This window comes from Dyella sp. LX-66 (assembly GCF_018599165.1).
GTDB classification, from domain to species: domain Bacteria; phylum Pseudomonadota; class Gammaproteobacteria; order Xanthomonadales; family Rhodanobacteraceae; genus Dyella_D; species Dyella_D marensis.
Genome location: NZ_JAHFVJ010000005.1, coordinates 380,232 through 404,999 on the forward strand (window position 1 = coordinate 380,232; position 24,768 = coordinate 404,999).

Sequence of the window (24,768 nt, forward strand, 5' to 3'; positions counted from 1 at the left end):
GGGCAAGTATAGCGGAGTGCGCCTGGGCCGCATTCACCTGTCCCGGGGGCCTATGCGACACTCAGCGGTCATGGCCATTCCCCTCCTTTCCGTGCTCGCCGTCGTGCTCTACCTCGCCGCTGCCGGCGGGCTCGCCCGGCCGCTGCTGGGCGGCGGGCAGCCGCTGAACAAGTCGGCGCTGGGCCTGGGCGGCGCGGCCGTGCTGATCCATGCGGGCATCCTGCTGGGCGTGCACCGCGGCGCGCTGGACCTGCACTTCTTCGCGGCGCTGTCGCTGGTGGCCTGCGTGGTGTCGGCGCTCACCCTGATGGTCAACCTGACCCGGCCGGTGGCCGCGCTGGGCGTGATCGTGTTTCCGCTCAGCGCCCTGCTGCTGGCGGCGGACAGTTTCATGGCGCCGGCCACCGTGCCGCTGGCGATGGGCTGGCAGATCAAGCTGCACGTGACGGTGGCCCTGCTCGCCTTCAGCGTGCTGTCGATCGCCGCGGTGCTGGCGATTCTGCTGGCGATACAGGAACGCGCACTGCGCCATCGCCACTTCGGCCCCTGGCTGCGCGCGCTGCCGCCGCTGACCCTGACCGAATCGCTGCTGTTCCGCCTGATCGGCGCCGGCTTCGTGCTGCTCACCTTCACCCTGCTGACCGGTGCGCTGTTCGTTGGCGACCTGTTCGGCCAGCACCTGATCCACAAGACCGTGCTGTCGATCATCGCCTGGCTGGTGTTCGGCGCCCTGCTGTTCGGACGCTGGCGCTACGGCTGGCGCGGGCGCCGCGCGGTCAATCTCACCCTGGTCGGCATGGGCGTGCTGCTGCTGGCCTTCTTCGGCACCAAGGCCGTGCTGGAACTGATCCTCCATCGCACGGCCTGAAGAAATGGCCGGTGTAGGTTGGGGTGAGCCAACGGCGAACCCCAACACCGCGCAGCCTGTGAATGGTGGCGACGTTGGGGTTCGCTGTGCTCACCCCAACCTACGCCGACGTTTTTCGCAATCCGGGAGATAGCAGATGAAGCTGATCGGCATGCTCGACTCTCCCTTCGTCCGGCGCGCGGCGATCACGCTGCACCTGAAAGGCCTGCCGTTCGAACACCAATCGCTGTCGGTGTTCCGCAACTTCGACGAGTTCCAGGCGATCAATCCGCTGGTGAAGGCGCCGACCCTGGTCGGCGACGAAGGCTGGCAGCTGGTCGATTCCTCGCTGATCATCGACTGGGCCGAAAGCACCGGCAGCGGCCCCAGCCTGATGCCCAGCGACCCCGGCGAACGCCTGCGCGCGCTGCGCCTCACCGGCCTGGCGCTGATCGCCGCCGAGAAGAGCGTGCAGATCGTCTACGAAGGCAAGCGCAGCGAAGACCACCGCGACACCGGCTGGCTGGCGCGCGTCGAAGGCCAGCTCAAGGCCGCGTACGCGGGACTGGAACGCGAAGCCAGGGGCCGCGACGGCTGGCTGGTGAACAGCACGCTGACCCAGGCCGACATCACCATCGCCGTGGCCTGGCGCTTTACCCAGCTGATGCAGCCGGAACTCATCACGCCGCAGGACTACCCTGCCCTGGCCGCGCATTCGGCGCGGGCCGAGCTGCTGCCGGCGTTCGTGGCGCTGCCGCCGGTCTGAGCCGCTAGGCGCGTTCGGCCGCGGCGTTTTCCATCGCCGGTTCCTGCCTGCGCACGAAGGCGCGGCGCGCAAGGTGATACGCCGGATCCGCGCCGAAGAAATTGCGCCGCATCTCCGCCAGCTCTTCTTCGGCATAGCGTTCCAGCGGCTTGCGCTGTTCGTCCTCTGCGCGGCGCGCGGCCTTGCGCGCCAGTTCGTCGCGCCAATGCCGCGCCTCGTTGCCGGGCGCAAGGATTGCTTCCATCGCGCCGGGCAGTTCGCTTGCCGGCAGCACACCGTCGACCAGACCGATGCGCTTGGCTCGCGCGGTGCCCAATGGCTGCAGCGATTCGGTAAGCAGGCGCGCGGCGGTTTCGCCGACGCGGCGCGGCAGCAGGTAGGTCCAGTATTCCGAACCGTACAGGCCACCCATGCCCTTGTAGTGCGGATTGAGCACGATGCCTTCGCGGGCGTAGACCAGGTCCGCGGCCAGCGCCAGGATCACCCCGCCCGCGCCGGCATTGCCGCGCATCAGCGCCACCGTGCGCTTGTCATGGGTAAGCACGATCTCCTGCACCAGCGCATTCATCGCCAGGATATTGCGCCACGATGCCTCGGCCGGATCCTGCGCCGCTTCGATCGCGTTGAGGTCGATGCCGTTCGACCAGAAATCCTCGCCGCCGCACAGCACCAGGGTGCGGGTAGGACGCGAGCGCGCATGCCGATACGCGGCAAGCAGCCGCTCCAGCAGCGCGGTGCCCATGGCGCCATTGAGCACGTCGAAATGCAGATAGCCGTTGTGGCCGCGTTCGCGGTAGCGGATCGGCTGCCAGGTGGAAGCGGAAGGCCGCGCCTCCGGCGCGAGCGGCAGTTCCGGCACGCCATCGAGTCGCTCGGCGAGCGCCAGTGTCGCGGGAAGCTTCACGTCGAAGCGCGGATCGTCAAGCGACAGGCCATGCTTCCTGCGCACATGGCTGATCCACAGCGCGCCATCGGCGCAGGCCACGCAGACGGCATCGTCGCGCCGTCCCAGCAACTGGCCCGGCTTGCCGCGCAGCTTCGCTTCGGGCTGTGCACCGAACGCGCGCAGCTTCACGCCAGCCATCGCCACCAGCAGGCCCGGCGCACTGTCGGCCGAACGGATATGCCGCAACAGCTGTTCCGCCGGCGCATCCCAGCCAAGCTGGCGATCGGACTGCCGGCAAGGCGGACGTTCGTGTCCCCGCGCATCGATGCGCTCGCCGAACGGCGGACGCTGGCCGCGCTGATAGCGCTCCAACGCTTCGCGGATCGCGGCCATTGCCGCATCGGTGGTTTCACGGCGGTAGATCGCGCTCTTGCTCGCCACACGCAAAGGAAAGAAACGATGCGCCCACACCGGGCCGCCATCCAGTTCGTCGCGTGCCTCCAGCACGGTGACGCCCCACTGCGGCGCGTCTTCCAGCAAGGCCCAGTCGAGCGCGGAAGGGCCGCGGTCGCCGGGAATGCCGGGGTGCACGATCAGGCAGGTATAGCGCTGCCACACGCTGGCGGGGATCGCCGACTTCAGCATCGGCGCCAGGATCAGATCGGGGCGGAAACGCTGCGCCGCGGCTTCCATCTGCGCGCCGCTGGCGACTTCGGCGATATCGAGGTGATGCCCCAGTTCTTCCAGTTCGACCTGTGCGCGCTGGGACAGTCCATTGTGCTTGGTGGACAGGAACAGGATCCGCATAGCCCCCTCTCCTTGCAGTGCGTTCCTCGCACTTGAGTGGGCGATGCTGCCAGCGCGCGATGGCGGCTTAAGTTGATGCAACGCACAGCTTCAAAAAAATCGAAAACGATGCAAGGTGCGCGAACTTTTTTCACGCCGTATCGACGCAGGCCATGATCGCCGCGCCACTGTCGATACTTACCGGCAGGCGTCGATCGCCTGCGCAAGACGTTCCACGCCGATCACTTCCATCTCGCCCACCTTGCCCTTCTTCGGCGCATTCGCCTTCGGCACGATCGCGCGCTGGAAGCCGTGATGCGCGGCTTCCTTCAAGCGCTCCTCGCCATTGGGCACCGGACGGATCTCGCCCGACAGGCCCACTTCGCCGAAGGCGATCGTCTTCTCCGGCAAGGGCCGATCGCGCAGGCTGGACAGCACCGCCAGCAGCACGGGCAGATCCGCCGCGGTTTCCTGCACGCGGATGCCGCCAACCACGTTGACGAACACGTCCTGGTCGTACGCCGCCACGCCGCCGTGGCGATGCAGCACCGCCAGCAGCATGGCGAGGCGGTTCTGTTCCAGACCCAGCGCGACGCGGCGCGGATTGCCCAGCGAGGACTGATCCACCAGCGCCTGCACTTCCACCAGCAGCGGCCGCGTGCCTTCGCGCGTGACCATCACCGCGCTGCCCGACGTGGGACCGGCGTGCGCGGAAAGAAAGATCGCCGATGGATTGGGCACTTCGCGCAGGCCCTTCTCCGACATGGCGAACACGCCCAGCTCGTTCACCGCGCCGAAGCGGTTCTTGAACGCGCGCAGCACACGGAAGCGGCTGCCGGATTCGCCTTCGAAGTACAGCACCGCGTCCACCATGTGCTCGAGCACGCGCGGGCCGGCGATGCCGCCTTCCTTGGTGACATGGCCGACCAGGAATACCGAGGTGCCGGTTTCCTTGGCGAAGCGGGTGAGCTTGGCCGCGGATTCGCGTACCTGGCTGACCGAACCCGGCGCGGCGGTGAGCAGCTCCGTCCAGATGGTCTGGATCGAATCGATCACCAGCACGCGCGGCCGCGTCGCCACCGCCTGCTCCAGGATGCGCTCGATGCAGGTCTCGGCCAGCGCATGCAATGGACCCAGCGGCAGGTCCAGGCGCTGCGCGCGCGCCGCGACCTGGCCCAGCGATTCCTCGCCGGTGACGTAGACGCTGGCCAGATGCTCGCCGAGCTTGCCGAGCATCTGCAGCAGCAAGGTGGACTTGCCGATGCCGGGATCGCCGCCGATCAGCACCACCGAGCCATCCACCAGGCCGCCGCCGAGCACGCGATCGAGTTCGCCGATGCCGGTGAGCGAGCGCGTCTCGGCGGTCTGCGCCACCGAGGTGAGCGGCGTCACCTTCGGCGCGCCCGCCGCGGCGCCGGCATAGCCCGAGCTGCGCGCGGCGCCGGCCGACTTCACCGCCGGCTGCACCACGAATTCGCTCAGCGTGTTCCAGGCACCGCATTCGATGCACTGGCCCTGCCACTTGGAATGCTCCGCCCCGCAATCGGCGCAGACGTAGGCGGTCTTGGCCTTGGCCATGGATTCGAACTCTGCAAAAACGAAAGGCGAGCTTAGCCCGCCTTGATCGCAATCGGCGAGACGGGGAATAACGACGTCAGCTGTCGTCCTCGACGAACAGCACGCGTCGGGTCATGCCGCAGGTGAGGTCGTAGGAGATCGTGCCGGCCTGTGCGGCGATCTGCTCCACGGGCAGTTCGTCGCCCCACAGGGTGACGCGGTCGCCGACTTTCGCCTGCGGCGCTTCGCGCAGGTCCAAGGTGATCAGGTCCATCGACACGCGCCCGACCAGGGGCACGCGCCGGTCGCCGACCAGCACCGGCGTACCGCTGGCGGCGCTGCGCGGATAGCCGTCGCCGTAGCCGACCGCGGCCACGCCGATCGGCATGTCTTCCGGGCAGGTCCAGGTGCCGTTGTAGCCGACGCGTTCGCCGCGGCGGATCCAGTTCACCGCGATCAGCCGCGTGGTCAGGGTCATGGCCGGGCGGAAGCCGAAGTCCGCACCGCTCTTGCCCGGCACTACCGACAAGCCGTACAGCAGTCCACCGGTGCGCACCCAGTCGCCGTGCGCCTCCGGCCAGCCCAGCACGCCGGCCGAATTGGACAGCGCGCGCGGGCCGCTGAGGTCTTTCACCGCTTCGTTGAAGCGGCGGATCTGCGCACGCGTTTCCTCGCCTTCGAACTCTTCCGATTCGGAGAAATGCGTGAGCAGGCCGACCTCGGGATCGATGCCGGGCATGGCCGACAGGCGCGCATGGATTTCCGCCGCACGTTCGGGCGGAAAGCCCAGGCGATGCATGCCGGTGTCGACCTTCAGCCAGACGCGCAGCGGACCGCGCGACGACGATGCGCCGTCCAGCCAGGCGAGCTGGGATTCGTGATGGATCGCCGCGTCCAGCTGCAGGCGCTGCATCTCGGCGATATCGCTGGCGCGGTCCGGGCCGGACAGCACCACGATGCGCTGCCGGTGCCCCGCCGCGCGCAGGCGCAGGCCATCGCCCTGCGCCGCCACCGCGAAGGCGTCGGCGGCGCCGTCCAGCGCGCGCGCCACGCGTTCCAGGCCGTGCCCGTAGGCGTCGGCCTTGACCACCGCCATGACCTTGGCCGGCGCGGCCATCGCCTTGATGCGGGCGAGGTTGTGACGCAGAGCGCCGAGGTGGATGGTGGCGACGGTGGTACGGCTCATGATTCCTTGGCGCCGCGCGCGGAAGGCGGCGGCTGTGTGACGGCGGGCGTGATCGCGGAAAAGCTTAGCAGGCCGGGTCTGCGGCAGCCGGGGCCGGCCCGGGGAAATTCCGGGGCAAGCTCGCGCGTAGGTTGGGGTGAGCCAAAGGCGAACCCCAACAGGCCTGGCCAGGCGGTCGCAACGTTGGGGTTCGCTGCGCTCACCCCAACCTACGCCGCGCGCAGCACCAGCACGCCGCCCACGATCAACACGATGCCCGCGATCCGCCCCAACGTCAGCGCCTCGCCGAAGCACGCCGCGCCGAGCAGGGCCGTGCCAGCCGCGCCCAGGCCGGTCCATACCGCATAGGCGCTGCCCACCGGCAGCACCGACAACGCCCGCCCCAGCAGCCAGACGAAGGCCGCCAGCGCGGCCAGCGACAAGGCCGTCCAGCCCGGGCGCGTATAGCCCTGGGCGAACTTCATCGACAGCGCCCACAGCACGTCGAGCCCGCCGGCGGCCAGCAGCATCAGCCATGCGGTCGAGGTTTTCATCGCAGCCGCTCGGCCTGCAGCGCGGCCTGCACGAAGGGCCGGGCGGCCACGCGTTCCAGCCATGCCTGCAGATGCGGGAAAGCATCCAGCGGCACCTTGCACAGCTTCGCCCAGCTGACGATGGCGAACAGATAAGCGTCGGCCACGGTGAAGGCCTGGCCGAGCAGGTAATCCCGCCCGTCGAGCTGCCGCTCCACCAGCTCCAGCCGCTTGGCGATCTTTCCGCGCGCCACCTCGGCGGCCTGCTCGCCGTATTCCGGATGGAACAGCCAGGGGCTGAACATCTTGTGCAGCTCGGAGCTGATGTAGACCAGCCAGCGCATGGATTCGTAGCGCTGCAGCGGCGTTGCCGCCGGCAACAGGCCGGCTTCGGGGTGCAGGTCGGCCAGGTATTGCAGGATCGCCACGCCTTCGGTCAGCAGGCTGCCGTCGTCGAGTTCCAGCAGCGGCACGTAGCCGTTGGGATTGAGCGTGCGGTAGTCGGCCTGCGTCGCGGCGATCACCGGCGGGGCACCCAGGCGCACGCGCACCAGTTCGGCCTCGAGGCCGAGTTCGCGCAGCACGATGTGCGGAGCGAGGGAACAGGTACCGGGGGTGAAGTAGAGTTTCATACGAGCCTCCGTTGGGGAGGCGGCAGCATCCCGCCACGGGCACGCCGGCACCATGTGTCGCCGGCACAAGGAAAGCTTGCGCATGAAGTCAGGCGATTGGTCACTCGACGATCTGGCCCTGGTGCGCGCCATCGCGGCGCACGGCAGCCTGGCCGGCGCGGCGCGCGAACTGGGCGTGGATCACTCCAATGCGTTCCGCCGCCTCGGCGCGCTGGAAGCGCGCACCGGCGTGACGCTGTTCCGGCGCAGCCGCCGCGGCTACGAAGCCACCGAAGCGGGCGAACTGGCCGCGGCCGCCGGCGAGCGCGTGCTGGCCGAAACCGCACTGCTCGCGCGCGAACTGCAGGGACACGACCAGCGCGTGCAGGGGCTGCTGCGCATCACCGCGCCGGACACCCTGGTGCGCCACGTGGTGGCACTGTGCAACGCGTTCGAGGCGCAGCACCCGTCGGTGCGCTTCGAGCTGGTGATCAACAACGCCTTCCTGACCTTGCAGAAGCGCGATGCGGATGTCGCGCTGCGGCCGGCGCGCAGCTCGCCCACCGGGCTTTCCGTACGCAAGCTGGCGCCGATCGCCACCGCTGTGTACCAGGCCAAGGGCAAGCGCGGAACGGTGAACAAGGAACGCTGGATCGGCCTGGGCGATGCGCTCGCCCATCTCGATGCCGCGCAATGGCTGCATGCGCATGTCGACCCGTCGCAGATCGCCATCGTGGTCGACACCCTGCCCGCCGCGCTCGCCGCCTGCGAGGCCGGCATGGGGCGTGCGCTGCTGCCGTGCTTCTACGCCGAAGCGTCGCCCAAGCTGCGCCGCCTCGGCGCGCCGCTGGCGGAGGTGCAATCGCAGCTATGGTTCGTCACACATCCGGATCTGCGCCGCTCGACCCGCGTGCGGCTGTTCCGCGATTTCACCCAGGGCTGGGTGCAGCAGCATGCGGCGGAATTCTGGCCGGCCGCTTGAGCCGGCGCCGCGCTTACTCGAACGCCCCGACGAAGGAATCCGGCGCGTAGTTCATGAACTTGGTGTAGTGGCCCAGGAAGGTCAGCTTCACCGTATCGGTAGGACCGTTACGCTGCTTGCCGATGATGATCTCGGCCAGGCCCTTATCCGGCGATTCCTTGTTGTAGTAGTCGTCGCGGTAAATGAACATGATCACGTCCGCGTCCTGCTCGATAGCGCCGGATTCGCGCAGGTCCGACATCATCGGACGCTTGTCGGCGCGCTGTTCCAGCGAGCGGTTGAGCTGCGACAGCGCGATCACCGGACAGTTGAGCTCCTTGGCCAGGCCCTTCAGCGAGCGCGAGATCTCGGAGATCTCGGTGGCGCGGTTTTCCTTGTTGCCGGGCACCTGCATCAGCTGCAGGTAGTCGATCACGATCAGGCCCAGGCCGCCGTGCTCGCGGTGCAGGCGGCGCGAGCGCGAGCGCAGTTCCACCGGCGAAAGACCCGGCGTGTCGTCGATGAAGATCTTGGCCTCGGACAGCAGCGCGATCGCATTGGTGACGCGCGGCCAGTCCTCTTCGGCCAGGTCGCCGTTGCGCAGGTGCTGCGCATGGATGCGGCCGACCGAGGAAATCATACGGAAGGCCAGCTGCGAGGCCGACATTTCCATCGAGAAGATCGCCACGGCCTTCTTGGCGCCCAGCGCGGCAGCCTCGGCGATGTTCACCGAGAACGCGGTCTTGCCCATCGAGGGGCGCGCCGCGACGATGATCAGGTCCGACGGCTGCAGGCCCGAGGTGAGTTCGTCCAGGTCGGTGAAGCCGGTGGAAATGCCGGTGAGCTGGCCGCGGTTTTCGTAGCGCTCGGACAGGATGCGGAAGGCGTCCTTCACCGCCTCGCGCATCGACACGGTGTCCTTCTTGCCGCGTGCGCCGGACTCGGCGATCTTGAACACGCGCTGCTCGGCGCTTTCCAGCACCTCCTGCACGCTGCGGCCTTCGGGCTGGTAGCCGTCTTCGGTGGTTTCGGTGCCGGCGTCGATCAGCTGCCGCAGGATCGACTTCTCGCGCACGATGTCGGCATAGGCGCCGATATTGGCCGCGCTCGGCGTGGAATTGGCCAGCTCCACCAGATACGTGACGCCGCCGACCAGCTCGGCCAGGCCGTTGGCCTCGAACCAGTCGCCCAGGGTCACCGCGTCGCAGGGCATGCCCTTGTTGGCCAGCTCGGTGATGGCGCGCCAGATCAGGCGGTGGTCCTTGCGGTAGAAATCGCGCTCGCCGAGGCGGTCGGCCACCTTGTCCAGCGAATCGGGCGACAGCATCAGGCCGCCGAGCACGGCCTGCTCGGCGTCGATGGAATGCGGCGGCACGCGCAGCGCTTCGATGGCGGAGTTGCCGTGCTTGCGATCGGGGGCAAAGGACATCGAGTCTCCTCGCGAGTTGCCGGGCGAGTCCGACCAACGCGGATCGTCGCCATCAGAGGATACGCGGCGTTTTCTCATGCGACGAGACCATAACTCTGTGGATAAGCTGTGGGCACCGGTGGATAACCCCGCCGGTGAGCATTGCCTTGCGCCCAAAACAAACGGGCGCCCTGGGGCGCCCGTCTGCTCAGCCAGGGCTGGGGACCGGCTTACTTCTCGCCGATCACCGTCACCTTGACGGTCGACTGCACGTCAGCGTGCAGCGCGACGATCACTTCGAACTCACCGGTGGTGCGGATCGGGCCTTCGCCCTGGATCACTTCGTTCTTGTTGACGTCGTGGCCGGCGGCCTGCAGGGCGTCGGCGATTTCGCGCGGACCGACCGAGCCGTACAGCTTGCCTTCCGGGCTGGCGTTGACGGTGATGGTCACCGCCGCGTCGGCCAGCTTGGCCTGGCGCGCGCTGGCGTCGGACAGCTGCTTGTTGGCCTTGGCTTCGTACTCGGCGCGGCGCTTCTCGAAGCTTTCGAGGTTGGCGGCGGTGGCCGGCGCGGCCTTGCCCTGCGGCAGCAGGTAGTTACGGCCGTAGCCCGGCTTCACCTTGACCTTGTCGCCCAGGTTGCCGAGGCCGCGGACTTTCTCGAGGAGGATCAGATCCATGGTTTATTCCTTTTCGTTAGCACCGGAGAGTGGCCCGGCGCAGCCGTGGACGGTTGTCCGAAGAAGTTGAGGAAGCGCCCGGTGAAGGCCGGGCGCGGTCCATCAGACGTCGTGGTTGTCGGTGTACGGCAGCAGCGCCAGGAAGCGCGCGCGCTTGACCGCGGTGGCCAGCTGGCGCTGGTAGCGCGCCTTGGTGCCGGTGATGCGGCTCGGCACGATCTTGCCGTTCTCGGTGATGTACTGGCGCAGCGTGTTGAGATCCTTGTAGTCGATCTCCTTCACGTTTTCGGCCGTGAAGCGGCAGAACTTGCGGCGGCGGAAGAACTTGGACATGGCTGTGCTCCTGATCAGTCGTCGCTGTCGCGATCGTTGTCGTTGCGGCTGCTGCGACGGTCGTCGCTGCCTTCACCATCGCTGTCGTCGTCGCGGCGGCGCAAGGACTTGGCGTCATCCTTTTCCTTGGACTTCAGGATGAAGGACGGCTCGGTGTCGGCGACGTCGCGCTTGATCACCAGGTGGCGCAGCACGGCGTCGTTGAAGCGGAAGCCCGACTCCAGCTCGTTCAGCGCGTTCTGGCCGACTTCGATGTTGAGCATGACGTAGTGAGCCTTGGCCAGGTTCACGATCGGGTAGGCCAGCTGGCGGCGGCCCCAGTCTTCCAGGCGGTGGATCTTGCCGCCGTCGGTCTCGATCAGCGCCTTGTAGCGCTCGATCATGGCCGGGACCTGCTCGCTCTGGTCAGGGTGGACCAGGAACACAACTTCGTAATGACGGAGAGTCGTCATTGGTAGGTAACTCCTTGCGGATGCGGCCCTTTCGGGGCCTGGCAGCCTCCCGCCGGATGCGGTGAGGCAAGGGCCTGCCCGGACCTTTTTCGCCTGGGCAGAAGCGGAATTGTAAACAACTGCGGGGATTTACCGCAAGCGGCCGGCGCCGCCGGGCTCAGGAGACGGTGAAACTCTCGCCGCAGCCGCACTCGCCGGTGGCATTGGGGTTGTGGAACACGAAGGCCGCGTTGAGGCCCTGGCGCTGGAAGTCGATCACGGTGCCGTCCACCAGGGGCAGGCTCTTGGCGTCGACGATCAGGCGCACGCCGTCCACGTCCAGCGCCTGGTCCTCGGCGGAGACGCTGGCGGCCAGGTCCACCACGTAGGCGAAGCCCGAGCAGCCGGTGCGCTTGACGCCGAAGCGGATGCCGGCGGCACCCGGCGTGGTGGCCAGGAAGTGGCGCATGCGTTCGCTGGCGGCGGGGGTGATGCTGATGCTCATGGCGGGAACTGATGGCACGAAATGGGGATCGGAACGTCGCGGTCCGGACGAAGCCTACATTATGATGCAGGTTTGCCCCTGACGCTGCGATGCGGCGGGGCATTCAAGCCCGGTCCTACAACGATTACATGTGCCAGATGCGGCACCCCAGCAGGAGTTTCAATCCATGACGGTGGTCAGTGTCAAACAGGCCCTCTCCGGCAAGCTCGAGGCCGGCAGCAAGGTGACGGTCCGGGGCTGGGTGCGTACCCGGCGCGATTCCAAGGCCGGCCTGTCCTTCGTCAATATCACGGACGGCTCCTGCTTCGCCCCGATCCAGGCCGTGGTGCCGGCCACCCTGGCCAACTACGAAACCGAGGTGAAGCACCTCACCGCCGGCGCCGGCCTGATCGTCAGCGGCATCCTGGTGCCCTCGCAGGGCCAGGGCCAGAGCTTCGAGCTGCAGGCGGACCGGGTCGAGGTCACCGGCTTCGTCGACGACCCGGAAACCTACCCGATCCAGCCCAAGCAGCACTCCATGGAGTTCCTGCGCGAGGTCGCCCACCTGCGTCCGCGCACCAACCTGTTCGGCGCGGTCACCCGCGTGCGCCACACGATGATGACGGCGATCCACCGCCACCTCACCGAGCAGGGCTTCTTCTGGATCAACACGCCGATCATCACCACCTCCGATGCCGAAGGCGCCGGCGACATGTTCCGCCTGTCCACCCTGGACCTGGCCAACCTGCCGCGCACGCCGGACGGCAAGATCGACTTCCGCAAGGATTTCTTCGGGCGCGAGGCCTTCCTCACCGTGTCCGGCCAGCTCAACGTCGAGGCGTACGCGCTGGCGATGAGCAAGGTCTACACCTTCGGCCCCACCTTCCGCGCCGAGAACTCCAACACGCCGCGCCACCTGGCCGAGTTCTGGATGGTCGAGCCGGAGATCGCCTTCGCCGACCTCGCCGCCGACGCCGACTGCGCCGAAACCTTCCTCAAGGCCATCTTCAAAGCCGTGCTGGACGAGCGCGCGGACGACATGGCGTTCTTCGCCGAGCGCGTGCTGCCGGAAGCGGTCACGCGCCTGGAGAACTTCATCGCCCAGCCGTTCGAGCGCATCGACTACACCGACGCGGTGGAGATCCTGAAGAACTGCGGCCAGAAGTTCGAATTCCCGGTGGCCTGGGGCATCGACCTGCAGACCGAGCACGAGCGCTACCTCGCCGAGAAGCACGTCGGCCGCCCGGTGGTGGTGATGAACTACCCGGAGCAGATCAAGGCCTTCTACATGCGCCTCAACGACGACGAGAAAACCGTCGCCGCGATGGACGTGCTGGCCCCCGGCATCGGCGAGATCATCGGCGGCAGCCAGCGCGAGGAGCGCCTGGACTACCTCGACCGCCGCATGGCCAAGTTCGGTCTCGATGCTGCCACCTACGGCTGGTACCGTGACCTGCGCCGCTACGGCAGCGTGCCGCATGCGGGCTTCGGGCTGGGCTTCGAGCGCCTGCTGGTTTACGTTTGCGGTCTTGCCAACATCCGCGACGCCATCCCCTACCCGCGTGCCGCGGGCACCGCCGAGTTCTGATATCGAAGATGCGCTCCAGCCGACTGCTTCTCGCTCCGTTGCTTGCCCTGGGCCTGTTGGCCCTCGGCGCCTGCCACCAGGTCAGGAAGCTGGTGCCGCCGAACTTCCGGCCGCCGGAAGACAGCAGCACCGCGCTTGAACAGGCCAAGGCCACGCTGCAGCAGGCCACGCCCTGCTGCAGCAGCTATGCCGACTTCTCGTTCCAGAACCTGCTGCCGTGGGAACCCAAGCGCTTCGAGCTGGGCCCGGGCAGCCTGGTCGCCAGCATCAACGGCGAGCGCAGCTATTTCATCAGCTTCCGCCTGCCGCCCGACAGCAAGCTGCCGTACCGCATCGCGATCAAGTCCGAATTGAACGGCCGCTGGCTGCGCGCCAGCTATCTGTTCGGCCCCACCGTCACCCTGCTGGACGAAGCCTTCCAGCCGATCAGCAGCGAAGACGTCACGCTGTGCGAGCACATGGGCTGGACCAGCGAGACCACCGGCGCATTCGGCAGCGTCAAGGTCACCAGCAAGCAGGCGCACTACCTGGTGCTGTACAGCTCGGCCAAGCAGCAGGCCGGCAACACGTATTGGGAACAGTCGCCGGCGGCGTTCTCCGCCGAGGCGCCGGTGAAGATGGCCACCGCGGGCAGCTTCACCATTCCGCACGGGCCGGATGGCTCGGTGTGGGTCGGCCTGATGAACAGCACCTTCGCCGACGCGGTGGACAGCGCCATCTGCGGCAAGGCGGCGAAGGGCGACGGCGTGCTCAACACGCTGCGCACCGCGCTGCCGGTACCGCTGTGGCCCGGTGCGGATGCGGCCGCCAAGCCCGGCGCGGTCAATACGCCGGCGGCCGACACACCGGCCAAGCCCGACGACACCACCAAGCCGCGCTGATCGTCCGCGCCGACGCTTACGCATACACCCGGAATCGCCCGCATGCTCACGCTCTATCTCTCGCTCCTGCTCGCCGGCGTGGTGTTCTTCCTGCTGCATTTCTTCGCGCAGCTGCGCATCGCCAAACGGCTGCGCGATCACCATCCTTCGCAGTGGAAGATCATCGCCGAAACGGAAACCGGCCGCGCCGGCCTGTTCGGCATCTGGATACGGCTGCAGCTCGCGCTGCGTTCGCCGATCCTGCCCGCGCTGGAAGATGCCACCGTCACCCGCTGGCGACGGGTGTGGCGCTACGCTTTGTGGGGCGCATGGCTATGCTGGTTCGCCGCGCTGGCCCTGCAGTGGATGGCGCGCTGATTCACCGATCGCCACCCGATCACCGCCGGTAACTGGGCCGGTAGCAAGCAGGCAACAGGCAGGCCACAGGAGAGCGTCGTCATGCAGCTGGATCTGAGCGGGCGTCACGCCCTGGTATGCGGCGCCTCGCAAGGCATCGGCCGCGCCGCCGCCGTCGAACTGGCCGCCCTCGGCGCCAACGTCACCCTGCTGGCGCGTTCCGCCGAAGCGCTCAAGGCGTTGGCCGCCGAACTGCCGCGCACGCATGCCGCGCAACAGCACCGCTGGCAGGCGGCCGACATGCTCGATACCGCGAAGCTGCTTACCGCCGCCACCGACACGGTCGCGGCAGAACCCGTGCAGATCCTGATCAACAACACCGGCGGCCCCCCGGGTGGTACGGCATACACCGCCGAAGGCGCGGCGTTCGAAGCCGCGTTCCGCCAGCATCTGCTGGCCGGCCAGGCGCTGGTGCAGTCGGTGCTGCCGGGCATGCGCGACAGCGGCTACGGCCGCATCGTCAATGTGATTTCCACCTCGGTGAAAGAACCGATCCCGGGCCTGGGCGTGTCCAACACCATCCGCGCCGCCGTCGCCGCCTGGGCCAAGACCCTGGCCGGCGAACTGGCCGCCGACGGCATCACCGTCAACAACGTGCTGCCGGGCTATACCCGCACCGCGCGCCTGGACGGCCTGCTGGACACTCAAGTCGCCAGCAGCGGCCGCAGCCGCGAGGAACTGGAGCGCGGCATGCTGGCCACGGTGCCGGCGCGGCGCTTCGGCGAGCCGGAGGAAATCGCCTCGGTCATCGCCTTCCTGTGCACGCCCGCGGCGGCTTACGTCAACGGCGTGAGCATCGCGGTCGACGGCGGCCGCACGCGCGCGCTGGCCTGAGGCCATACCGCCGCGTCCGGTGCATTCAACTGCCTCAGGGATTAAGCTTCAGCGGATGCCCAGCCTGCGCCTCGCCAACCTGATCGACGGTCGCCTGCAGGCGCCGCGCCAGGATCGTTGGCTCGATGTGTTCGAGCCGGCCAGCGGCGAGGTTTTCGCGCATTGCCCCGACTCCACGGCCGACGACGTCGACGCCGCCGTCGCCGCCGCATACGCCGCGGCACCCGCCTGGGCCGCCACGCCGAGCGAACAGCGCGCCCGCCTGCTGCAGCGCCTGGCGGATCTGATCGAAGCGCGCCTGGACGAATTCGCCGCACTGGAATCGCGCGACAGCGGCAAGCCGCTGAGCCTGGCGCGCAGCCTCGACATCCCGCGCGCGGTGAGCAACCTGCGCTACTTCGCCGCGGCGATCGTGCCGTGGAGCAGCGAGTCGCATGCGATGGAGCTGGGCGCGATCAACTACACGCTGCGCCAGCCGCTCGGCGTGGTGGGCTGCATCAGTCCGTGGAACCTGCCGCTGTACCTGTTCACCTGGAAGATCGCGCCCGCGCTGGCCGCCGGCAATGCGGTGGTGGCCAAGCCGTCGGAGATCACGCCCTGCACCGCCGCCCTGCTCGGCGAGCTGAGCATCGAGGCCGGCTTTCCGCCGGGCGTGCTGAATATCGTGCAGGGCCGCGGCCCCAGCGTGGGACAGGCGCTGGTCGAGCATGCGCAGGTGAAGGCGATTTCCTTCACCGGCAGCACGCGCACCGGCGCGCAGATCGCCGCCGCGGCCGCGCCGCGCTTCAAGAAGCTGTCGCTGGAACTGGGCGGTAAGAATCCGGCGATCGTGTTCGCCGATGCGGACTTGAGCGACGCCAACCTCGACACCATCGTGCGCTCCGGTTTCGCCAACCAGGGCGAGATCTGCCTGTGCGGTTCGCGCCTGCTGGTGCAGCGCTCGATCTACGACGATTTCCGCGCACGCTATCTGGCCAAGGTGCGCGCGCTGCGCGTCGGCGATCCGCGCGAAGCGTCCAGCGATCTCGGCGCACTGGTCTCGCGCGAGCATTTCGAAAAAGTCATGGGCTGCATCGAGCAGGCCCGCAAGGAAGGCGGCCAGCTGCTGTGCGGCGGCGAAGCCATCGCCCTGCCCGGCCCGCTGTCCGGCGGCTGGTACGTGGCGCCGACGGTGGTCGAAGGCCTGGCGCCGGAAGCGGTCACCAACCAGCACGAGATCTTCGGCCCCGTGGTGAGCCTGATCCCGTTCGACGACGAAGCCGAGGCGCTGGCGATTGCCAACGGCACCGGCTACGGCCTGGCCGCCTCGCTGTGGACCGCCGACCTCTCACGCGCGCATCGCTTCGGTGCGCGGCTGGATGTCGGCATCGTCTGGATCAACTGCTGGCTGCTGCGCGACCTGCGCACGCCATTCGGCGGCACCCGGCAATCCGGAGTCGGCCGCGAAGGCGGCGTCGAGGCGCTGCGCTTCTTCACCGAACCCAAGAACATCTGCATCCGCTACTGAAGAGGCCTCGCCTTGAACAGCCCCCTGCAAGACCTGCTCGACAGCAACCGCCGCTGGTCCGCCGCCGTGCGCGGCGAGGACCCGCACTTCTTCGAACGCCTCGCCCAGCAGCAGGCGCCGAAGTATCTGTGGATCGGCTGCTCCGATTCGCGCGTGCCGGCCACGCAGATCGTCGACCTGCCGCCGGGCGACATCTTCGTGCAGCGCAATGTCGCCAACGTGGTTTCGCACACCGATCTGAACTGCTTGAGCGCCATCCAGTTCGCGGTGGACGTGCTGAAGGTCGAACACATCCTGGTGGTCGGCCACTATGGCTGCGGCGGCGTGCAGGCGGTGCTGGACGATCGCCGCCTGGGCCTGGTCGACAACTGGCTGCGCCACGTAGCCGACGTCGCGCAGAAGCACACCGGCATGCTCGCCTCGCTGGATCTGATGCAGCTGCGCAATACGCGCCTGTGCGAACTCAACGCGATCGAGCAGGTGGTCAACGTCTGCCACACCACCATGGTGATGGACGCATGGGAGCGCGGGCAGAAGCTGTCCGTGCACGCCTGGTGCTACAGCCTGTTCGACGGCCATATCAACGACCTCGGTCTACACGTCAATTCGCGCGAGCAGCTGTATCCGGCCTACCAGGACGCGCTGCGGCGCCTGACCACCGGCCCGGCCCTGCCGCGATGAACGACGGCGTCGTCCGCACCGACAGCGCGCCCGCCCCGGTGGGCGCGTATCCGCATGCGCGGCGCGTAGGCAACCTGCTGTTTCTTTCCGGCGTGGGTCCGCGCATGCCGGGCAGCAACGGCATTCCGGGCAATGTCACCGATGCCGACGGACGCCTGCTCAGCTACGACATCGAGGCGCAGTGCCGGCAGGTGTTCGCCAACGTGCGCCATGTGCTGGAAGCCAGCGGCGCGCGCTGGGAAGACCTGGTCGACGTCACCGTCTTCCTCACCGACATGGCGCGCGACTTTCCGGTCTACAACCGCCTCTACGCGGAATACTTCGCCGGCGTCGACGCCTGCCGCACCACGCTGGGCATCACCGATCTGCCGACGCCGATCGCGATCGAGCTGAAGTGCATCGCGGCGTTGTCCTCGAAATAGTTGAATGTGGGTCCTTCTCCCTCCGGGAGAAGGTGGCGGCAGCCGGATGAGGGTTCGGCCGGAGCGGCGCACATCACTCTTGCTACTCCGCCCGTACCCTCACCCCAACCCCTCTCCCGGTGGGAGAGGGGCTTCAAGCGCGCAAAGAAAAGCCCCGGCGGCCTGAGCCCCGGGGCTTCGATCCACCGGCCTGCGCTCAGGGCGTGGTGGTGGTGGCCGGCATGGCGCTCTTCTTGGAGCTCTTGGAGCCCTTCGCGGCCTTGTGGCCCTTGCTCTTGGAATGCTTGGCGTGATGCGTCGCCGACTTGGTCGTGCCCGTCTGCGGCGCGGCCGCGCCATCCTGGGCGAACGCCGATCCGGTAAGAGCCATACCCGCGATCAGCAGAGAAACGATGGCCAGTTTGCGCATGGGGAAAACCTCGAAATCCTTAAGTCGCCGCGGGCCCGGCCGGAACCCGGCGTCGCGGGTGGCGCGGCGGGTTTACCTTGGCACGTTCCGCGCCGCGCTGGAACCGGAAAATCAGCGCGCGCGGCGCATGCAAATGCCGCGCGCTGCTTGACTTTCCGCTGGCGCGTTAACGGTCGAAATTCCTTGCGCTCACGCCACGCACAGGCGCAGCAGCGAGAGGATCAGCGGCTGCAGCCGCGCGGCCTTCGCTTCGTCGTAGGCGAAGCTTTCCTCGTCCATGTAATTGAGCTGGGCCAGTTCCAGCTGCACGGTCTGCACGCCCTGTTCCGGCCGCGCGTAGTGCCGCGTGATGTAGCCGCCCTTGAAGCGGCCGTTGACCACGCAGGCGTAGTCGGCCTGCGCCTTCAGGCAGGCCGCCAGCTGTGCCTGCAGCGCGGGCGTGCAGCTGGCGCCGTCGGCGGTGCCGAGATTGAGGTCGGGCAGCCGGCCTTCGAACAGCATCGGCACGCGGCTGCGGATCGAATGGCCTTCCCACACCACCACGCGGCCGTGCGCCGCCAGCAGCCGCGCAATTTCCTGCGCGAGCGCCTGGTGATACGGGCGCCAATAATCGTTTACCCGCTGTTGAACTTCCGCCGCATCGGGCTCCTGTCCGTCCAGATACAGCGGCTCGCCATCGAAGCCGATGGTGGAGACCAGGCCCGTCTCGCGCTGCCCCGGATACAGCGCGTGCCCGTCGGCCGGACGGTTGAGATCGACCACATAGCGCGACGCGTGCGGACGGATCACGCTCGCGCCGAGCAGCTCGGCCAGCGGCTGGTACAGGCGGCCGACGTGCCAGTCGGTGTCCGGCGCGCGGCGCGCCTCCGGATGCAGGCGCGCCGCGATGGATGCGGGAATGAAGCTGCCGTCGTGCGGCAGGCTGATCAGCAGCGGAGCGCTGCCTTGATGCAGGGTGTAGGTATCCATCGGCGCAGTGTACCGGCGGCGCGGCCGTAGGTTGGAGTGAGCGCAGCGAACTCCAACAGACCGCGCATGGGGAATGCCACGTTGGGGTTCGCTGCGCTCACCCCAACCTACGACATCAGCACCAGCTCTTCGCCGGAGCTGGGATGGATTGCCACCGTGGCATCGAGGTCGCGCTTGCACGCGCCCATCTTCACCGCCACCGCGAAGCCCTGCAGCATTTCGTCCGCGCCCGGCCCCAGCACGTGCACGCCGGCGACGCGCTCGTCCGCGCCGACGCAGACCAGTTTCATCAGGGTCTGGCCGTGCAGGCCGGCCAGCGACCACTGCATCGGCGTGAAACGGCTGCGGTAGACGCGCACGCTGTCGCCGAACTTCGCGCGCGCCTGCGCCTCGGTCAGGCCCACCGCGCCCAGCGGCGGCTCGGAGAACACCACGCTGGGCACGTCGTCGTAATCGAGCTTCGCCTCGTTCATGCCGCCGAACCAGCGGTCGGCCAGGCGCCGCGCCGCGGCCACCGCCACCGGCGTGAGCGCGAGGCGGCCGGTGACGTCGCCGAGCGCGGCGATACCGGGCACGTTGGTGTTCTGCCAGGGGTCGGTGAGCACCTGGCCGAGTTCGTCGCAGTGCACACCGGCGGCGTCGAGATCCAGCCGTTCGGTATTCGGCACGCGGCCCAGCGCCCACAGCACGGCGTCGTAAGGACCGCGCTCGCCGCAGCTGGCGTCGTCCAGCACGATCGCATCGCCGTCGCGGCGCGCACCGGCGATGCGCGCGCCGTCGGCGAAGGTGATGCCCTGGGTGCGCATGTGTTCTTCCAGCGAAGCGACCACCTCGTCGTCGAACGTGCGCAGCATGCGATCGCGCACGTGCAAGGTCACCTCGCTGCCGAGCGCGCGCAGCAGGCCGGCGAATTCCACCGCGATATAGCCGCCGCCGACGACGGCCACGCGCCGCGGCAGTTCGCGCAGCGCGAACATGTCGTCGGACACCAGGCCCAGCTCGAAACCCGGCAGCGGCAGGCGCTGCGGCCGCGCGCCGGTGGCGATCACGATCTGCGGCGCGCGCAGCTCGGCGCCGCTGTCGGTGGCGATGGTGTCCGGCGCCACGAAACGCCCGGCTTCGCGCAGCCAGTGCACGCCGGCGGCGGCGAGGCGCTCTTCGTAGCGCAGCTTGATGCCGTCGATATAAGCCAACCGCCGCTGCCGGAAATGTTCCCAGTCGAACTTGCCCGGCCCGCCTTCGAAACCGTAGGGACCTGCCAGTTGCATCGCATGCGCGAGCTGGGCAGCGAACCACAGCGATTTCTTCGGCACGCAGCCGACATTGACGCAGGTGCCGCCCAGCGCGCCGGGATCCAGCAGCGCCACGCGCGCGCCGTGCCGCGCCGAGCGGAAGGCCATGGCCAGTCCGCCGGAGCCGGCGCCGAGCACGATCAGGTCGTAGGTGTCGGCCATGCGTCGAGGTTCCTCGCGATCGGGCTACGGTACGAAACGGGGCAAGCTAACGGCCGCTGCTGTAAGTCCACGTCAAGGTCTCACAGGCGGAAGCGTGCCGGTGCATAAGGCGCCGGGTCGATCGCCGGCGCGCCGCGCCCGGCCAGCGCGGCGACCAGTTCGCCGGTGGCCGCCGACATGCTCACGCCGAGCATGCCGTGCGCGGTGGCCAGCAGCAGGTTCGACCAGCGCGTGCTCGGGCCGATCAGCGGCACCTCGTCCATGCTCATCGGCCGCCAGCCCCACCACTCTTCCACCACCTCCGGGCCTTCCGGCTCGCGCAGCGCGGCGGCCGCGCCGCGGCGCAAGGCATCCAGGCGCGTGCGGTTCAGGCCTTCGGCATAGCCGGAGAACTCCATCGTGCTGCCCAGGCGATAGCCGCTGCCCCAGGTGGTGACGCATACCGCCGCCTCGCGCAGCACCAGCGCATGGCGCGGTGCGAGTTCCGGACGGGTGTAAGTGATCGAATAGCCCTTGCCCGGCTGCATCGGCAGGCGCAGGTCCAGCAGCTTGCCCAGCAGCGGCGACCAGGCGCCCAGCGCCATCACCACCTGCTCGCCATGGAACACGCCGCGCGTGGTGCGCACATGCGAGATGCGGCCGCCCTGCAGGCCGAACTGGTCGATGCGCGCGCCGCTCTCGATCACGCCGCCGAGCTCGCGCACTCGGCGCGCCAGTTCCGCCGCATAGCGGTTGGGCCGCAGTTGCGCGTCGCCCGGGTGGAACAGGCCGCCCGCCACGCCGGGCAGCAGGGCCGGCTCCAGGGCTTCCACCGCGTCGCCGCGCAGGCGTTCCACCTCGATGCCGAGGCGGTCCAGCACCTGGGCGTGATGGCGCTCGTCGGCCTCCATCTGCGCGCGGCCGCGGTAGACATAGAGCTCGCCGCCGGGCACGAATTCGCAGTCCAGCGCCTCGTCGCGCACCAGCGCTTCGAGCAGTCCGCGCGAGCGCTGCAGGATCGCCGAGCGGGCCCGCGTGGCGCGTTCGAAATCGCGCCAGTTGCAGCGCCGCGCGAAACCCAGCAGCCAGCGCAGCCGCTCCGGGTCGGGCCGGGGATTGAGATAAAGCGGCGCGTCGGCGCGGAACATCGAGCGCAGCGCCACCCCGACCATGCCCGGCATCGCCAGCGGCGCCGCGTGGCTGGGCGTGATGGTGCCGCAGTTGCCGTGCGAACTGCCGCAGCCGGGCGTCCCCTGCTCCAGCACGCGGACCGAGGCGCCGGCCCGCAACAGGTAATAGGCACTGGCGAGGCCGATCACGCCGCCGCCGAGGATCAGAACATCACTGCGCGAAGCATCCATACGGGCTATTGTAGCGGCGCGAGGCTGCTCCCCCGCCGGCCTCGTATCCGGGGGTAGGCATGGACATGCAGCTGGGCGTGGCGCGCCGGTACCTGCGGCTGGGCCTCGCCATGGGATTGGGCTTATGCAGTGCCGGCTTCGCCGCGGCCGCCGGCAATCCGGCGCAGGCGCGCGACCTGTACGCCGAGCTGCAGCCGCTGAAGTCCGACCTGCAGCGCTACCAGCACCTGGTCGACGCCATCCCGCGGCTGGAACACGACGACCGCATCGTGCCGCTGCAGCTGCTGGCCGCGGTCGAGGACGAGCTGGGGCTGTACGACGAAGCGATCCGCGACTTCCCGTTCGACAACCGCGTCAGCTACGAAGGCGAGCTTCCGCAGCCGGAGCAATGGCGCGCGGACGATGCCGCCGAGGTCATCGCCAGGCTCGCCGCGGACCGCCGCATCGTGATGATCAACGAGGCCCACCACGACGGCCACACCCGCGCGCTCACCCTGGCCCTGCTGCCGCGCCTGCGCGCCGCGGGCTTCACCCATTTCGCGGCCGAGGCGCTGCACGACGGCGATCCGGAACTCGCCAAACGCGGCTACCCGATTCCCGCCAGCGGCAGCCAGTACCTGCACGAACCGCTGTACGGCGAGATCGTGCGGCAGGCGCTGAAGCTGGGCTTCGTGGTGGTGTCCTACGAGTCGGACGCCAACACCGCGGGCGAACGCGAGAGCGGCCAGGCGCGCCAGCTCTATCGCAAGGTGTTCGAGGCCGACCCCAAGGCCAGGCTGTTCATCCACGCCGGCTATGCGCATATCGACAAGGCGCCCGGCAATCTCGGCGCCGGCGTGCAGCCGATGGCGATGCAGCTGAAGCAGCTCACCGGCTTCGATCCGCTCAGCATCGACCAGACGCGCTGGCGCGACATCGGTGTGAAGCTGGACAACGATCCGTATCGCCAGCTGCTCGCGCTGTACAAGCCGGAACGCGCGGTGGTGCTGGTGCGCCGCGACGACGGCAGCGCCTGGAGCGCCGACCGCACGCGCCACGACGTCGACGTGATCCTGCCGCCGCCCGGCCACCAGCGCCGGCCACGCTGGCTCACCCTGGACGGCAAGCGCAGTTCGCGGCTCATCACTAGCGATCTGTGCGCAGGACATATCCCCTGCGCGGTGGAAGCGCGCTATGCGGACGAGAACGACGAGGCGATCCCCGCCGACCGCTTCGCCTTCCTCGCCGCGGACGGGATGAGCTCGCTTTATCTGTATCCCGGCAAATACGTGCTGCGCGCCATGGATGCGCAAGGCCGCACGCTGGCGGAGCGCAGGCTGGAGGTCGCTCCCTGACACGGTTTGTTGCAGTGCTTTTGCATTTTTCGTTTCGGTGCAACTAGTTTTCACGCATCCAGGGGGGGAACGGATTCATGCCATCGAGTCATCGGGTTTCGCGCATTGCCGCGGCCATCTGCTGTGCATTCGGACTGCTGTACGGCGGCGCGCCGCGCGCCAGCGACATCGACCCTTCCACGCTCGCCTTGCTGCGCGACCTCAAGCCGCTCACCGACGATCTGGCGCGCTATCGCTATCTGCTGGTGGCCATGCACAAGCTGCCGCTGAACCAGCGCCTGGTGGCCAAGCAGCTGCTGGCCACCACCGAAAGCGAGCTGGGCCTGTACAGCCAGGCGCTGCGCGATTTCCCGATCGACAGCCGCAAGGTCTACAGCGACCCGCTGCCCGCGCCCTCCGACTGGCAGGCGGTGGATGCCGCCACGGCGATCACGCGCCTCGCGGCGGGGCGCCGGCTGGTGCTGATCAACGAGGCGCACCACGACCCGCACACGCGCGAACTCACCCTGGCCCTGCTGCCGCGGCTGAAGGCCGCTGGCTTCACCCACTTCGCGGTGGAAGCGCTGGGCGACGAGGACACCGAACTGGCCAAGCGCGGCTATCCGCTGACCAACAGCGGCAGCGAATACCTGCACGAGCCGCTGTACGGCGAGCTGGTGCGCCGCGCGCTGCAGCTGGGCTTCGTGGTGGTGCCGTACGAATCAGACAACTCCTCGACCGCGGGGCGCGAAACCGGCCAGGCCAAGAACCTCTACAAGCGCGTGCTCGCCGATCATCCGCAGGCGCGCCTGTTCGTGCATGCCGGCTACGCGCATATCGACAAGGCCAAGGGCCGGCTGGGCTGGGCGGCGCCGATGGCCGCCGAGCTGGCTCGCTTAAGTGGCATCGAGCCGCTGTCGATCGACCAGACGCAGTTCCGCGAAGCCAATCCGCGCGTGCCGCACGCGGCTTACGACCAGCTGGTGGCGAACTTCCATCCCACCGTGCCGGTGGTGCTGGAGCGCAAGCCCGAGGCGGGCGCATCCGGCCCTGCGGCATGGACTTCGGATCCGGCGCTGCACGACGTGTCGGTGATCCTGCCCCCCGACGGCAACGCCCCGAAGGACGCCAAGGCCGTCCCTGGCTGGTACACGCTGGACGGCGCGCTGATTCCCGCCAAGCCCCCGGGCGAAGACGAGAAGCGGCCCGACTGGCTGGGGCTGGGCGGGCAGCGCCTGCCGCTGGCCGTCGATGGCGGCTTGTGCAAGGAGAAATTCCCCTGCCTGGTGGAAGCGTTCTACGCCAAAGAATCCGACACGGCCGTGGCCGCGGACCGCTTCGCCTTCCTCGACTCCGACGCGCAGAGCGCGCTCTACCTGTTCCCCGGCGACTACCGCGTGCGCGTGCGCGATGCGGACGGCAAGGTGCTGGAGGAGCGGGCCGTCACCGTGGCCAGAACCCCGGCCAAGTGAACGGCGATCTCAAGCGCCATCGAGCTTCAGATCAATCCTCAAGACTTCCATCCA

The 24,768-nt window shown here is 68.5% G+C and carries 26 protein-coding genes; 12 read left to right on the plus strand and 14 right to left on the minus strand.

What is annotated here, in order from left to right; all coding sequences use genetic code 11:
• The first annotated feature begins 70 nt into the window (after positions 1-70).
• Positions 71-868: a cytochrome c biogenesis protein CcsA gene (ccsA, locus tag KK141_RS12515; protein ID WP_214572447.1), complete on the plus strand. Its 798-nt coding sequence runs from the start codon at positions 71-73 to the stop codon at positions 866-868.
• Positions 869-1,004: 136 nt separating this feature from the next.
• Positions 1,005-1,613, plus strand: coding sequence for a glutathione S-transferase family protein (locus KK141_RS12520; protein WP_214572448.1), 609 nt, complete (start codon positions 1,005-1,007; stop codon positions 1,611-1,613).
• Positions 1,614-1,617: 4 nt separating this feature from the next.
• On the opposite strand, the gene KK141_RS12525 is transcribed toward KK141_RS12520, so the two are convergent.
• From KK141_RS12525 to gstA, 5 genes are all read right to left on the minus strand, one after another.
• Complete coding sequence (locus KK141_RS12525; protein WP_214572449.1) at positions 1,618-3,306, minus strand: enoyl-CoA hydratase-related protein; 1,689 nt, start codon at positions 3,304-3,306, stop codon at positions 1,618-1,620.
• 177 nt (positions 3,307-3,483) lie between these two features.
• Positions 3,484-4,863 carry a DNA repair protein RadA gene (gene radA / locus KK141_RS12530; protein ID WP_214572450.1) on the minus strand — a complete coding sequence of 460 codons (1,380 nt, stop codon included), beginning with the start codon at positions 4,861-4,863 and terminating at the stop codon, positions 3,484-3,486.
• Positions 4,864-4,939: 76 nt separating this feature from the next.
• Complete coding sequence (alr, locus tag KK141_RS12535) at positions 4,940-6,028, minus strand: alanine racemase (protein ID WP_214572451.1); 1,089 nt, start codon at positions 6,026-6,028, stop codon at positions 4,940-4,942.
• Between the two features lie 209 nt (positions 6,029-6,237).
• Complete coding sequence (locus KK141_RS12540) at positions 6,238-6,561, minus strand: SMR family transporter (RefSeq protein WP_168649428.1); 324 nt, start codon at positions 6,559-6,561, stop codon at positions 6,238-6,240.
• Positions 6,558-7,172: a glutathione transferase GstA gene (gstA, locus tag KK141_RS12545; RefSeq protein WP_214572452.1), complete on the minus strand. Its 615-nt coding sequence runs from the start codon at positions 7,170-7,172 to the stop codon at positions 6,558-6,560. The genes KK141_RS12540 and gstA overlap by 4 nt, the downstream gene beginning before the upstream one ends.
• An 82-nt stretch (positions 7,173-7,254) precedes the next feature.
• Here gstA and KK141_RS12550 point away from each other — a divergent pair, with 82 nt between their 5' ends.
• Entirely contained in the window at positions 7,255-8,133 is an 879-nt protein-coding gene (locus KK141_RS12550; RefSeq protein ID WP_214572453.1) for a LysR family transcriptional regulator, read from the plus strand.
• Between the two features lie 13 nt (positions 8,134-8,146).
• Here the strand turns inward: KK141_RS12550 and KK141_RS12555 are convergent, their stop codons facing one another.
• The 5 genes from KK141_RS12555 to KK141_RS12575 form a co-directional block, all read right to left on the minus strand.
• Positions 8,147-9,541, minus strand: a complete 1,395-nt coding sequence (locus KK141_RS12555; protein WP_214572454.1) for a replicative DNA helicase — start codon at positions 9,539-9,541, stop codon at positions 8,147-8,149.
• A gap of 209 nt (positions 9,542-9,750) precedes the next feature.
• Complete coding sequence (gene rplI / locus KK141_RS12560) at positions 9,751-10,200, minus strand: 50S ribosomal protein L9 (protein WP_214572455.1); 450 nt, start codon at positions 10,198-10,200, stop codon at positions 9,751-9,753.
• Between the two features lie 102 nt (positions 10,201-10,302).
• Positions 10,303-10,533, minus strand: a complete 231-nt coding sequence (gene rpsR, locus KK141_RS12565) for a 30S ribosomal protein S18 (protein WP_131150740.1) — start codon at positions 10,531-10,533, stop codon at positions 10,303-10,305.
• 14 nt (positions 10,534-10,547) lie between these two features.
• Positions 10,548-10,985 (minus strand): 30S ribosomal protein S6, encoded by a 438-nt coding sequence (rpsF, locus tag KK141_RS12570; RefSeq protein ID WP_214572456.1) that lies wholly within the window; start codon positions 10,983-10,985, stop codon positions 10,548-10,550.
• A 157-nt stretch (positions 10,986-11,142) separates the two neighbouring features.
• Positions 11,143-11,469, minus strand: coding sequence for an iron-sulfur cluster assembly accessory protein (locus KK141_RS12575; RefSeq protein ID WP_168649431.1), 327 nt, complete (start codon positions 11,467-11,469; stop codon positions 11,143-11,145).
• 166 nt (positions 11,470-11,635) lie between these two features.
• Between KK141_RS12575 and asnS the strand changes: the two genes are divergently transcribed.
• The 7 genes from asnS to KK141_RS12610 all read left to right on the plus strand — a co-directional run bounded on the left by asnS (position 11,636) and on the right by KK141_RS12610 (position 17,757).
• On the plus strand, positions 11,636-13,036 hold the full coding sequence (gene asnS / locus KK141_RS12580; protein WP_214572457.1) for an asparagine--tRNA ligase: 1,401 nt from the start codon (positions 11,636-11,638) through the stop codon (positions 13,034-13,036).
• 8 nt (positions 13,037-13,044) lie between these two features.
• Positions 13,045-13,917 carry a MalM family protein gene (locus KK141_RS12585; RefSeq protein ID WP_214572458.1) on the plus strand — a complete coding sequence of 291 codons (873 nt, stop codon included), beginning with the start codon at positions 13,045-13,047 and terminating at the stop codon, positions 13,915-13,917.
• Positions 13,918-13,959: 42 nt separating this feature from the next.
• A complete protein-coding gene (locus KK141_RS12590) occupies positions 13,960-14,274 on the plus strand; it encodes a hypothetical protein (RefSeq protein ID WP_214572459.1) in 315 nt (104 codons plus the stop codon).
• Between the two features lie 81 nt (positions 14,275-14,355).
• Positions 14,356-15,147: an SDR family oxidoreductase gene (locus KK141_RS12595; protein ID WP_214572460.1), complete on the plus strand. Its 792-nt coding sequence runs from the start codon at positions 14,356-14,358 to the stop codon at positions 15,145-15,147.
• A 55-nt stretch (positions 15,148-15,202) separates the two neighbouring features.
• Positions 15,203-16,654 (plus strand): aldehyde dehydrogenase, encoded by a 1,452-nt coding sequence (locus tag KK141_RS12600; protein ID WP_214572461.1) that lies wholly within the window; start codon positions 15,203-15,205, stop codon positions 16,652-16,654.
• A 12-nt stretch (positions 16,655-16,666) separates the two neighbouring features.
• Complete coding sequence (can, locus tag KK141_RS12605; RefSeq protein ID WP_214572462.1) at positions 16,667-17,335, plus strand: carbonate dehydratase; 669 nt, start codon at positions 16,667-16,669, stop codon at positions 17,333-17,335.
• On the plus strand, positions 17,332-17,757 hold the full coding sequence (locus tag KK141_RS12610; RefSeq protein WP_214572463.1) for a Rid family hydrolase: 426 nt from the start codon (positions 17,332-17,334) through the stop codon (positions 17,755-17,757). The genes can and KK141_RS12610 overlap by 4 nt, the downstream gene beginning before the upstream one ends.
• A gap of 196 nt (positions 17,758-17,953) precedes the next feature.
• Here the strand turns inward: KK141_RS12610 and KK141_RS12615 are convergent, their stop codons facing one another.
• From KK141_RS12615 to KK141_RS12630, 4 genes are all read right to left on the minus strand, one after another.
• Positions 17,954-18,166, minus strand: coding sequence for a hypothetical protein (locus tag KK141_RS12615; protein WP_167258026.1), 213 nt, complete (start codon positions 18,164-18,166; stop codon positions 17,954-17,956).
• Positions 18,167-18,355: 189 nt separating this feature from the next.
• Positions 18,356-19,135, minus strand: a complete 780-nt coding sequence (gene hutG / locus KK141_RS12620; protein WP_214572464.1) for an N-formylglutamate deformylase — start codon at positions 19,133-19,135, stop codon at positions 18,356-18,358.
• Between the two features lie 107 nt (positions 19,136-19,242).
• Entirely contained in the window at positions 19,243-20,589 is a 1,347-nt protein-coding gene (gene gorA / locus KK141_RS12625) for a glutathione-disulfide reductase (protein WP_214572465.1), read from the minus strand.
• An 80-nt stretch (positions 20,590-20,669) separates the two neighbouring features.
• Complete coding sequence (locus KK141_RS12630; protein WP_214572466.1) at positions 20,670-21,929, minus strand: FAD-dependent oxidoreductase; 1,260 nt, start codon at positions 21,927-21,929, stop codon at positions 20,670-20,672.
• Positions 21,930-21,988: 59 nt separating this feature from the next.
• On the opposite strand from KK141_RS12630, the gene KK141_RS12635 reads away from it, so the two are divergent.
• Together KK141_RS12635 and KK141_RS12640 are read left to right on the plus strand one after the other, a co-directional pair.
• Positions 21,989-23,263: a hypothetical protein gene (locus KK141_RS12635; RefSeq protein WP_250901719.1), complete on the plus strand. Its 1,275-nt coding sequence runs from the start codon at positions 21,989-21,991 to the stop codon at positions 23,261-23,263.
• A gap of 77 nt (positions 23,264-23,340) precedes the next feature.
• Complete coding sequence (locus tag KK141_RS12640; RefSeq protein ID WP_250901720.1) at positions 23,341-24,714, plus strand: hypothetical protein; 1,374 nt, start codon at positions 23,341-23,343, stop codon at positions 24,712-24,714.
• The last annotated feature ends 54 nt before the right edge of the window (positions 24,715-24,768 follow it).

Excerpts from the sequence above, each read along its gene's own strand:
- KK141_RS12520 (WP_214572448.1), top strand. The coding sequence starts at position 1,005 with ATGAAGCTGATCGGCATGCTCGACTCTCCCTTCGTCCGGCGCGCGGCG.
- hutG (WP_214572464.1), bottom strand. The coding sequence starts at position 19,135 with ATGGATACCTACACCCTGCATCAAGGCAGCGCTCCGCTGCTGATCAGC.
- KK141_RS12550 (WP_214572453.1), top strand. The coding sequence starts at position 7,255 with ATGAAGTCAGGCGATTGGTCACTCGACGATCTGGCCCTGGTGCGCGCC.
- asnS (WP_214572457.1), top strand. The coding sequence starts at position 11,636 with ATGACGGTGGTCAGTGTCAAACAGGCCCTCTCCGGCAAGCTCGAGGCC.
- radA (WP_214572450.1), bottom strand. The coding sequence starts at position 4,863 with ATGGCCAAGGCCAAGACCGCCTACGTCTGCGCCGATTGCGGGGCGGAG.
- rpsF (WP_214572456.1), bottom strand. The coding sequence starts at position 10,985 with ATGACGACTCTCCGTCATTACGAAGTTGTGTTCCTGGTCCACCCTGAC.
- gstA (WP_214572452.1), bottom strand. The coding sequence starts at position 7,172 with ATGAAACTCTACTTCACCCCCGGTACCTGTTCCCTCGCTCCGCACATC.
- KK141_RS12635 (WP_250901719.1), top strand. The coding sequence starts at position 21,989 with ATGGACATGCAGCTGGGCGTGGCGCGCCGGTACCTGCGGCTGGGCCTC.
- rpsR (WP_131150740.1), bottom strand. The coding sequence starts at position 10,533 with ATGTCCAAGTTCTTCCGCCGCCGCAAGTTCTGCCGCTTCACGGCCGAA.
- KK141_RS12585 (WP_214572458.1), top strand. The coding sequence starts at position 13,045 with ATGCGCTCCAGCCGACTGCTTCTCGCTCCGTTGCTTGCCCTGGGCCTG.
- KK141_RS12630 (WP_214572466.1), bottom strand. The coding sequence starts at position 21,929 with ATGGATGCTTCGCGCAGTGATGTTCTGATCCTCGGCGGCGGCGTGATC.
- gorA (WP_214572465.1), bottom strand. The coding sequence starts at position 20,589 with ATGGCCGACACCTACGACCTGATCGTGCTCGGCGCCGGCTCCGGCGGA.
- KK141_RS12590 (WP_214572459.1), top strand. The coding sequence starts at position 13,960 with ATGCTCACGCTCTATCTCTCGCTCCTGCTCGCCGGCGTGGTGTTCTTC.
- KK141_RS12540 (WP_168649428.1), bottom strand. The coding sequence starts at position 6,561 with ATGAAAACCTCGACCGCATGGCTGATGCTGCTGGCCGCCGGCGGGCTC.
- KK141_RS12610 (WP_214572463.1), top strand. The coding sequence starts at position 17,332 with ATGAACGACGGCGTCGTCCGCACCGACAGCGCGCCCGCCCCGGTGGGC.
- ccsA (WP_214572447.1), top strand. The coding sequence starts at position 71 with ATGGCCATTCCCCTCCTTTCCGTGCTCGCCGTCGTGCTCTACCTCGCC.
- KK141_RS12615 (WP_167258026.1), bottom strand. The coding sequence starts at position 18,166 with ATGCGCAAACTGGCCATCGTTTCTCTGCTGATCGCGGGTATGGCTCTT.
- KK141_RS12600 (WP_214572461.1), top strand. The coding sequence starts at position 15,203 with ATGCCCAGCCTGCGCCTCGCCAACCTGATCGACGGTCGCCTGCAGGCG.
- KK141_RS12595 (WP_214572460.1), top strand. The coding sequence starts at position 14,356 with ATGCAGCTGGATCTGAGCGGGCGTCACGCCCTGGTATGCGGCGCCTCG.
- KK141_RS12575 (WP_168649431.1), bottom strand. The coding sequence starts at position 11,469 with ATGAGCATCAGCATCACCCCCGCCGCCAGCGAACGCATGCGCCACTTC.
- alr (WP_214572451.1), bottom strand. The coding sequence starts at position 6,028 with ATGAGCCGTACCACCGTCGCCACCATCCACCTCGGCGCTCTGCGTCAC.
- KK141_RS12525 (WP_214572449.1), bottom strand. The coding sequence starts at position 3,306 with ATGCGGATCCTGTTCCTGTCCACCAAGCACAATGGACTGTCCCAGCGC.
- rplI (WP_214572455.1), bottom strand. The coding sequence starts at position 10,200 with ATGGATCTGATCCTCCTCGAGAAAGTCCGCGGCCTCGGCAACCTGGGC.
- KK141_RS12640 (WP_250901720.1), top strand. The coding sequence starts at position 23,341 with ATGCCATCGAGTCATCGGGTTTCGCGCATTGCCGCGGCCATCTGCTGT.
- KK141_RS12555 (WP_214572454.1), bottom strand. The coding sequence starts at position 9,541 with ATGTCCTTTGCCCCCGATCGCAAGCACGGCAACTCCGCCATCGAAGCG.